The 8,788-nt window shown below is 72.6% G+C and carries 6 protein-coding genes; 2 read left to right on the top strand and 4 right to left on the bottom strand.

Features of this window, described 5'->3' with window-relative positions:
• Positions 1 to 250: 250 nt before the first annotated feature.
• A complete protein-coding gene (locus ACFWOG_RS36825; RefSeq protein ID WP_329882623.1) occupies positions 251 to 964 on the bottom strand; it encodes a DUF4386 domain-containing protein in 714 nt (237 codons plus the stop codon).
• A 119-nt stretch (positions 965 to 1,083) separates the two neighbouring features.
• Here ACFWOG_RS36825 and ACFWOG_RS36830 point away from each other — a divergent pair, with 119 nt between their 5' ends.
• Positions 1,084 to 1,599: a MarR family winged helix-turn-helix transcriptional regulator gene (locus ACFWOG_RS36830; protein WP_355400266.1), complete on the top strand. Its 516-nt coding sequence runs from the start codon at positions 1,084 to 1,086 to the stop codon at positions 1,597 to 1,599.
• Positions 1,600 to 1,694: 95 nt separating this feature from the next.
• On the opposite strand, the gene ACFWOG_RS36835 is transcribed toward ACFWOG_RS36830, so the two are convergent.
• The 3 genes from ACFWOG_RS36835 to ACFWOG_RS36845 all read right to left on the bottom strand — a co-directional run bounded on the left by ACFWOG_RS36835 (position 1,695) and on the right by ACFWOG_RS36845 (position 6,059).
• Entirely contained in the window at positions 1,695 to 2,888 is a 1,194-nt protein-coding gene (locus ACFWOG_RS36835) for an RtcB family protein (RefSeq protein ID WP_380363775.1), read from the bottom strand.
• A gap of 379 nt (positions 2,889 to 3,267) precedes the next feature.
• A complete protein-coding gene (locus ACFWOG_RS36840) occupies positions 3,268 to 4,635 on the bottom strand; it encodes a pitrilysin family protein (protein ID WP_329882681.1) in 1,368 nt (455 codons plus the stop codon).
• A 20-nt stretch (positions 4,636 to 4,655) separates the two neighbouring features.
• On the bottom strand, positions 4,656 to 6,059 hold the full coding sequence (locus ACFWOG_RS36845) for a pitrilysin family protein (RefSeq protein ID WP_329950024.1): 1,404 nt from the start codon (positions 6,057 to 6,059) through the stop codon (positions 4,656 to 4,658).
• Positions 6,060 to 6,310: 251 nt separating this feature from the next.
• Between ACFWOG_RS36845 and ACFWOG_RS36850 the strand changes: the two genes are divergently transcribed.
• Positions 6,311 to 8,761 (top strand): DNA topoisomerase IV subunit A, encoded by a 2,451-nt coding sequence (locus tag ACFWOG_RS36850; protein WP_329950023.1) that lies wholly within the window; start codon positions 6,311 to 6,313, stop codon positions 8,759 to 8,761.
• Positions 8,762 to 8,788: the final 27 nt, after the last annotated feature.

The following is an 8,788-nucleotide window of genomic DNA, read 5'->3' on the forward strand; positions in this document are numbered from 1 at the left end:
GCGGCGAGCGTCGGCGCGGCGGCCTTCCTCCCCAGGACGCCGCCGCGCCGCCTTCCCTTTTCCTCACGAGCCCCGCGGCCCGCTCGGTCGCGACCGGTCCGCCGCGCCTCCCGGCGCCACGCTCCCCGCCGCTCTCCCCCGGCCGGGGCGGCCCCGCCTCGGAGCACCACCTACGAGGTGCCGGGCCGCCGCCGTACCGGAGCAGTCGGGACCGGCCGGCGTTTCCGCCGACCGGTCGGTCAGTGGTACCTCAGGCCTCGACCCCGTCACCCTCGTAGCCCGCGGTGCGGCGCGGGCGCTGCTTGGGCAGGATCACGCTGGCCGCGATCAGCCAGATCAGACCGCCGAAGCGGCCGATCGGCAGGAAGAACCCGAGGCTCGTGGAGAGCAGCGCCAGGGTGCCCAGCACGCCGATCCCGGCGAGCACCAGGCCGGTCCAGGCGAAGCCCTTCGGGCCGAAGCCCAGCAGGAGCATCGGGACGGCCACGCCGGCCAGCATCACGCCGAACGGGACGACGTGCCCGGGGCCGCCGGTGGCGAAGAGCAGGTCGGTCAGCACGCGGACCAGCGGCGCGTCACCGAGGCCGCCGGCACGCGAGGCGGCCCAGACGGTGAGACCGCAGGTCGCCATCGAGACCGCCGAGAGCACACCGGCGACCAGGGCGATGCCCGGGCCCGGGGCGCTCACGCCGAGTCGGCGCAGCCGCTGGTAGACGATCGCGGCCCAGACCGCCAGCGGCAGCGAGGCGCCGAACTGCAGCGTCCCGGCAACCCGGGCGGCAGTCTCGTGGTCGCGGAAGTAGGCCAGGGTGTCGGCCGCCGAGTCGGTGGGCAACGGGGTCTGGCGGGACAACACGATGGACACCACCATCAGCGCCGCGAACGCCACGGCGGGCAGCAGCAAGGGGGGGCCTGACTGCTGGCGCCGGGCGGAGGCGGCCGGTGCCGCGGATGTCGTGGTCATGATGGGCACTCCAGTCGAAACGGGTCGCTTGGGCCGGCGCCGGACAGGATCGGCACCGGTAGTTCCGACTTTAGAATAGTTCACTAGGGGACATCATTGTCCACTGGTATCGTGTTTCCATGACCGAAACTCCCGACCGCGCCCCGTCGCTCCACCGCGGCCAGCAGGGAGCACAAGTAGCTTTTCTTCTCTCACAGTTGGGTGAACACGCAGCTCAGGCCTTCGCCCAGCGGGTGGCCGAGCTCGACCTCACGCCCGCCCAGGCGGGCCTGCTCAGGTCCGTCGCCTTCTCCCCCGGCCTGCACCAGCAGGAACTCGCACGGCGGCTGGGAATGTCACCCAGTCGGTTCGTCGCCTTCATTGACGCCATCGAGGCGCGCGGGCTGGTCGAGCGCCGGCGGAACCCCAAGGACCGCCGGTTCCAGGACCTCTACCTCGCGCCCAAGGGCGAGGAGCTGATGCGCGGACTGGCCGAGGCGGCGCTCGCCCACGAGGAGGCCATCTGCACCGGCCTCGACCAGCAGGAACGCGTCGTCCTGGCCGGCCTGCTGCGCCGGGTCGCCGAGGCGCAGCACCTCACCGCCGGGGTGCACCCCGGCTACCGGCGGCTCAACCCCAAGCGCGACCACGTCTGAACGCCGGGCTCCGGACGCGAAAGGGCCCCCGACCGGAGTCGGGGGCCCACGTGTCCGCACGTGCTCGCGTGCTCGTGCACTCGGGCGACCGGGGGTCAGCCCTTGACGCAGACGACCTGCTTCAGGTGCGCCACGACCTCGACCAGGTCCCGCTGCTGCTCGATCACCTTCTCGATCGGCTTGTACGCACCCGGGATCTCGTCCACCACACCGGAGTCCTTGCGGCACTCCACGCCCTTGGTCTGCTCGGCGAGGTCCTGGGTGGTGAACCGCTTCTTGGCGGCGGTCCGGCTCATCTTCCGGCCAGCCCCGTGCGAGGCCGAGTTGAACGCCGCCTCGTTGCCCAGCCCGCGGACGATGTACGAACCGGTGCCCATCGAACCCGGGATGATCCCGTAGTCGCCGGCTCCGGCCCTGATCGCGCCCTTCCGGGTCACCAGCAGGTCGACGCCGTCGTACCGCTCCTCCGACACGTAGTTGTGGTGGCAGCTGATCACCTCGTCGTAGGCGACCTTCGCCTTGGCGAACTCGCGGCGGACGACGTCCTGGAGCAGCGCCATCATCAGCGCCCGGTTGCGCTTGGCGTACTCCTGCGCCCAGAAGAGGTCCTGCCGGTAGGCCGCCATCTGCGGGGTGTCCGCGATGAAGACCGCGAGGTCACGGTCGATCAGCCCCTGGTTGTGCGGCAGGGACTGCGCGACGCCCATGTGGTGCTCCGCCAGCTCCTTGCCGATGTTGCGCGACCCGGAGTGCAGCATCAGCCAGACCGCTCCGCCGTCGTCGACGCAGACCTCGATGAAGTGGTTGCCCCCGCCGAGCGTCGCCATCTGCTGCGCCGCCCGGTCGCGGCGCCACTTCACCTCCGGCGCCACCGCCTCGAACCGCTGCCAGAAGTCGTCCCACCCACCGGTCGGGACGCCGTGCAGCCGGCCGGGGTCGACCGGGTCGCTGTGCAGACCGCGCCCGACCGGGATCGCCTGCTCGATCCGCGTCCGCAGCCGGGAGAGGTCGTCCGGCAGGTCCCCGGCGGTGAGCGAGCTCCTCACCGCGCTCATCCCGCAGCCGATGTCGACGCCGACCGCCGCCGGGCAGACGGCACCGCGCATCGCGATCACGGACCCGACCGTCGCGCCCTTGCCCAGGTGGACGTCGGGCATGACCGCGAGCCCGTGCAGCCAGGGCAGCGAGCTGATGTTGCGCAGCTGCTGCATCGCCTGGCCCTCGACGGTGGCCGGATCGGTCCACATCCGGATCGGGACCCGGACGCCGGGTACCTCGGTGTACGACATGGTGGAACGACCTCCTGGGGTCGGTTGGTTCAAGCCTAGGTGGGTGCCGCGCGAAGAATCCCGGTGCGGCCCGGGGGATGTCAGGGGGTGGCTGCGCTCAGGCGGCCGAGGGGCATCGGGAGGACAGTCTCGGGGAGCGCCGAACGGTTTGCTCGACCCGCATGGTGACCGCCTCCTCTCCGTGTGTGTACCGGGTGCCGGGAGCTATCTACCCACGCCCCTCGCGGTGTCCGCAAGGGAAATAACGCACAGGGCCCGGTGGAGCGCACACACGCTCCACCGGGCCCTGCCCACAGCCTCGTTCCGGCCCTGCCGGGGCCCGCCCGGGCACCGGCCCGGGCGCTGATCAGGCCCTCGTCAGGCCCTGGTCAGGCGCTCGTCAGGCGCTGATCACGGTGACCTCTCCGATGCCCAGCTCCCGCACCTGGTCCGCGAACGCAGCGGCGTCCCCGACCAGGACGGTCACCAGCCGGTCCGGCGGGAAGGCCTCGACCACCGCCGCGGTCGCCGCCGCCGTCGGCAGCTCGGCCAGCTGCCGGTAGACCTCGGCCTGGAAGTCGTCCGCCAGGTGCTGCTCCACCTGGTCGGCCAGGGTCGCGGCCACCGAGCCCGCCGTCTCGTACTTCAGCGGGGCCACACCGACCAGGAACTGCACGGCCTCGTCGCGCTCCGCGTCGGTGAGCCCCTCGGCGGCCAGCGTGCGCAGGATGGTCCAGGTGTCGGCCAGCGCCGGAGCGGTGGAGGCGGTGTCCACCGAGCCGCTGATCGCCAGCAGCGCCCGGCCGGTGCCGTCGGCCGCCGAGCGCAGCGGCTGGGCGAACGACCGCACGCCGTAGGTGTAGCCCTTCTCCTCGCGCAGCACCCGGTCCAGCCGGGAGGTGAGCGTGCCGCCCAGGCAGTAGGTGCCGAGGATCTGGGCGGCCCAGCGCGGGTCGTGCCGGTCCGGGCCGATCCGGCCGACCAGCAGCTGGGTCTGGACCGAGCCGGGCCGGTCCACGATGATCACCCGGCCGGTGTCGTCGGCGGTCACCGGCGCGTGCGCGGCGGGCTCGGCCGGGGTGCCCTTCCAGACGCCCAGGGTGGACTCCAGCAGCGCCGGCAGGTCGGTGCCGGTGAGGTCGCCGACCACGACGACCGTGGTGGTGGCCGGGCGGACGTGCGCCTCGTAGAACGCCCGGACGGCGGCCCGGTCGATCGACTTGACCGTCTCGGCCGTGCCGCTGCGCGGGCGGGAGAGCCGGTCGGCCGCGTCGAACAGCTCGGCGTAGAGCGCCTTGGCGGCCCGGCGGGCGGGGTTGGCCTGCTCGTGGACGATCTCGTCCAGGCGGTTGGCGACCAGCCGCTCGATCTCCCCCTCCGGCAGCGCCGGGCTGCCCAGCGCGGAGGCCAGCAGGTCCAGGCCGCGGGCCAGCCGGGAGGCCGGGACCTCCAGCGAGACGCGGATGCACGGGTGGTCGGCGTGGGCGTCCAGGGTGGCGCCGGCCCGCTCCAGCTCGGCGGCGAACTCCTCCGCGGTGAGCGTGTCCGTGCCCTCGCTGAGCGCGCGGGACAGGATCGACGACACGCCGTCCAGCCCCTCCGGCTCGGCCGCGAGCGGGACGTCGAGCAGCACGTCGACGGCGACCAGCTGCTGGCCGGGGCGGTGGCAGTGCAGCACGGTGATGCCGTTGCCGAGGGCCGCGCGCTCGGGGGCGGGGAACGCCCACGGGCTCGGGGTGCCCGGCTCGGGCTGGGGGTGGAAGGTCATGGCGGGGACGTAGTCGGTGCTCATACGGCGGCACCCTCCTCGTCGGTCTCGGCGGTGGCAGCGGTCTGGCCGGCGGCGGCCTCGGTGTCGGTGTCCTCGGTGTCGGTCGCGACACCGGTCCCGGCGTCGTCGGCCGTGGTCGGCTCGTACACCAGGACCGCCCGGTTCTGCGGGTGCAGCCGCGCCTCGGCGACCGCCCGCACCTCCTCGGCGGTGACGTCGAGGACCTTCGGCAGGGCGTCGTTCAGCAGCTTCGGGTCGCCGAACAGCACGGCGAAGCGGCAGAGTTCGTCGGCCCGGCCGGCCACCGTGGTGAGCCGGTCCAGCCACTCGCGCTCGATCTGCGCCTGCGCCCGCTCCAGCTCGGCCGGGGTCGGACCCTCGGCGGCGAACCGGGCCAGCTCCTCGTCGACGGCCGCGTCGATCTGCTCGACGGTCGCGTCGCCCGAGGTCTTGACGTCCAGCCAGCCCAGGCTGGGCGCACCGGCCAGCCGGAGCAGGCCGAAGCCGGCCGCGACGGCGGTGCGGTCGCGGCGGACCAGCCGGTTGTACAGCCGACTGGACTCGCCGCTGCCGAGGATGGTCAGCGCCAGGTCGGCGGCGTCCGCCTCGCGGGTGCCGTCGTGCGGCAGCCGGTAGGAGGCCATCAGCGCCCGGGACGGGACGTCCTCGCGGATCAGCTCGCGGACCTCCCGGCCGACGGTGTCCGGCAGGGCGCCGTCGCGCGGCGGCTGCTTGCCGTCGTGCGCCGGGATCGAGCCGAAGTACTTCTCGACCCAGGCGATCGCCTGCTCCGGGTCGATGTCGCCGACCACGGACAGCACCGCGTTGTTCGGCGCGTAGTACGTGCGGAAGAACGCCCGGGCGTCCTCCAGGGTCGCCGCGTCCAGGTCGGCCATCGAGCCGATCGGGGTGTGGTGGTACGGGTGGCCGTCCGGGAAGGAGAGCGCGGTGAGCTTCTCGAACGCGGTGCCGTACGGCACGTTGTCGTACCGCTGGCGCCGCTCGTTCTTCACGACGTCGCGCTGGTTCTCCATCGACGTCTCGTCGAGGGCGGCGAGCAGCGAACCCATCCGGTCCGCCTCCAGCCAGAGCGCGAGCTCCAGCTGGTGGGCCGGCATGGTCTCGAAGTAGTTGGTCCGCTCGAAGCTGGTGGTGCCGTTCAGGGAGCCGCCGGCGCCCTGGACCAGCTCGAAGTGGCCGTTGTTGGAGACGTTGGCCGACCCCTGGAACATCAGGTGCTCGAACAGGTGGGCCAGTCCGGTACGGCCCTTCACCTCGTGCCGGGAGCCGACGTCGTACCAGAGGCAGACCGCGGCCACCGGCGTCAGGTGGTCCTCGGAGAGGACGACGCGCAGGCCGTTGGCCAGGCGGTGCTCGGTGATGGCGATGCCTCGCTGGGAGGCGGGGGCCGGGTTGGCCATGCGCTCGGGTCCTTCCCGTCGTCGATGTCGGGGTTCGTGTGGCGTCCCCCATTGTGGTGCAACGCGCGAATGGCGTGGATGTGTCCGCGCGGACAGGGCGTTCGCCAGGGGCGGAAGAGGGGCGCTGGCCGGGACTGTCGGCGCGAGGGTCCACAATGGGGGCGCTGAGCCCTGTTGACACCACCCGACGACAGCCGGCGACACCACAGCGAAGACGAGACGCAAGCGAGACGTAAGGGAGCCCCGCCGCGATGGCCCGCCGCAGTTCGCAGACCCCGCCGCCCGGAGACTTCGAGGAGCGCATCCTCGATGTCGACGTCGTGGACGAGATGCAGGGCTCGTTCCTTGAGTACGCCTACTCGGTGATCTACTCCCGAGCACTCCCGGACGCCCGGGACGGCCTCAAGCCGGTGCACCGTCGAATCCTCTACCAGGCCAACGAGATGGGACTGCGCCCGGAGCGCGGCCACGTCAAGTGCGCCCGCCTGGTGGGCGAGGTGATGGGCCGGCTGCACCCGCACGGCGACGCCTCCATCTACGACTCCGTCGTCCGCATGGCCCAGCCGTTCTCGATGCGGCTGCCGCTGATCGACGGCCACGGCAACTTCGGCTCGCTCGGCAACGACGACCCGCCGGCCGCGATGCGGTACACCGAGTCGCGGCTCACCGCCGCCTCGATGGCGATGGTCGAGTCGATCCACGAGGAGACCGTCGACTTCGGGCCCAACTACGACGGCAGCGAGCAGGAGCCGCTGGCCCTGCCGGCCGCCTTCCCCAACCTGCTGGTCAACGGTGCCACCGGGATCGCCGTCGGCATGGCCACCAACATGCCGCCGCACAACCTCTCCGAAGTGGTCGCCGCCGCCCGGCACCTGATCAAGCACCCCAGCGCCGACCTCGACACCCTGATGCGGTTCGTGCCGGGCCCGGACCTGCCCACCGGCGGCCGGATCGTCGGCCTCTCCGGCATCCGGGACGCCTACGAGTCCGGCCGCGGCACCTTCAAGATCCGCGCCACCACCACGATCGAGGCCGTCACCGCCCGCCGCAAGGGCATCGTGGTCACCGAGCTGCCGTACAACGTCGGCCCGGAGAAGGTCATCGCGAAGATCAAGGACCTGGTCAACGCCAAGAAGCTGCAGGGCATCGCGGACGTCAAGGACCTCACCGACCGCGAGCACGGACTGCGCCTCGTCATCGAGGTGAAGAACGGCTTCGTCCCCGAGGCCCTGCTGGAGCAGCTCTACAAGCTGACGCCGATGGAGGAGACCTTCGGCATCAACAACGTGGCGCTGGTGGACGGCCAGCCGCTCACCCTCGGCCTCAAGGAGCTGCTGGAGGTCTACGTCGACCACCGCTTCGAGGTGGTCCGCCGCCGCAGCGACTTCCGCCGCCGCAAGCGGCAGGAGCGGCTGCACCTGGTCGAGGGCCTGCTCGTCGCCCTGGTCGACATCGACGAGGTCATCGCCCTCATCCGGTCCAGCGACAACGCCGCCCAGGCCAAGGAGCGCCTGATCGAGCGCTTCTCGCTCTCCGAGACGCAGACCGCGTACATCCTCGACACCCCGCTGCGCCGGCTCACCCGCTTCGACCGGGTCGAGCTGGAGCAGGAGCAGGCCAAGCTCAACTCCGAGATCGCCGAACTGACCGAGATCCTCGATTCGGACACCCGGCTTCGCAGCGTCGTCTCCACCGAACTCGCCTCCGTGGCGAAGCAGTTCGGCACCGAGCGGCGGACGGTCCTGCTGGAGGCCGGCGCCGCGCCGGCCGCTTCCCTGACCGTGCCGCTGGAGGTCGCCGACGACCCGTGCCGGGTGCTGCTCTCCTCCACCGGACTGCTCGCCCGCACCGCCGACGGCGAGCCCTTCGAGCTCTCCGAGAAGCGCGCCAAGCACGACGTGATCGTCTCCGCGGTGCCCAGCACCGCGCGCGCCGACATCGGGGTGGTCACCAGCGCCGGCCGTGTCCTGCGCCTGCCGGTGATCGACCTGCCGGCGCTCCCGCCCACGCCCTCGCCCACCCTCGCGGGCGGCGCCGCCGTCACCGAGTTCCTGCGCCTGGAGACCGGCGAGCGCGCCATCGCCCTCACCACGCTGGACGAGTCCTCCCCCGGTCTGGCGCTCGGCACCGTGCAGGGCGTCGTCAAGCGGGTGGTCCCCGAATGGCCCGCCAACAAGGACGAGTTCGAGGTGATCGCGCTCAAGGACGGCGACGAGGTGATCGGCGCGGTCGAGCTGCGCACCGGCGAGGAGGACCTCGTCTTCATCGCCTCCGACGCCCAGTTGCTCCGCTACCCCGCCGGCCAGGTCCGCCCGCAGGGCCGCCCGGCCGGCGGCATGGCCGGCATCAAGCTCTCCGACGGCGCCCGCGTGCTCTCCTTCACCGCCGTCGACCCGGCCGTCGACGCGGTGGTCGTCTCGGTCGCCGGTGCCTCCGGCACCCTCACCGGCGAGGCCCAGTCCAGCTGGAAGGTCACCCCCTTCGAGCAGTACCCGCGCAAGGGCCGCGCCACCGGCGGTGTCCGCTGCCAGCGCTTCCTGCGCGGCGAGGACGCCCTCACGTTCGCCTGGGCCGGCCCCGCCCCGGCCCGCGCCACCACCGCCAAGGGCGCCCCGGTCGACCTGCCCGAGCGCGACCCGCGCCGCGACGGCTCCGGGACCCCCGTCACCACTCCGATCGACACCGTCGCCGGACCTGCCTGACGCGCGCCCCGCCAGGAGCCCGGAGGG

It is taken from the genome of Kitasatospora sp. NPDC058406, from assembly GCF_042722765.1.
GTDB lineage: Bacteria > Actinomycetota > Actinomycetes > Streptomycetales > Streptomycetaceae > Kitasatospora.

Bases quoted from the DNA above. Each gene is read 5' to 3' on its own strand.
- ACFWOG_RS36825 (WP_329882623.1), bottom strand. From the start codon at position 964: ATGACCACGACATCCGCGGCACCGGCCGCCTCCGCCCGGCGCCAGCAG.
- ACFWOG_RS36850 (WP_329950023.1), top strand. From the start codon at position 6,311: ATGGCCCGCCGCAGTTCGCAGACCCCGCCGCCCGGAGACTTCGAGGAG.
- ACFWOG_RS36840 (WP_329882681.1), bottom strand. From the start codon at position 4,635: ATGACCTTCCACCCCCAGCCCGAGCCGGGCACCCCGAGCCCGTGGGCG.
- ACFWOG_RS36835 (WP_380363775.1), bottom strand. From the start codon at position 2,888: ATGTCGTACACCGAGGTACCCGGCGTCCGGGTCCCGATCCGGATGTGG.
- ACFWOG_RS36830 (WP_355400266.1), top strand. From the start codon at position 1,084: ATGACCGAAACTCCCGACCGCGCCCCGTCGCTCCACCGCGGCCAGCAG.
- ACFWOG_RS36845 (WP_329950024.1), bottom strand. From the start codon at position 6,059: ATGGCCAACCCGGCCCCCGCCTCCCAGCGAGGCATCGCCATCACCGAG.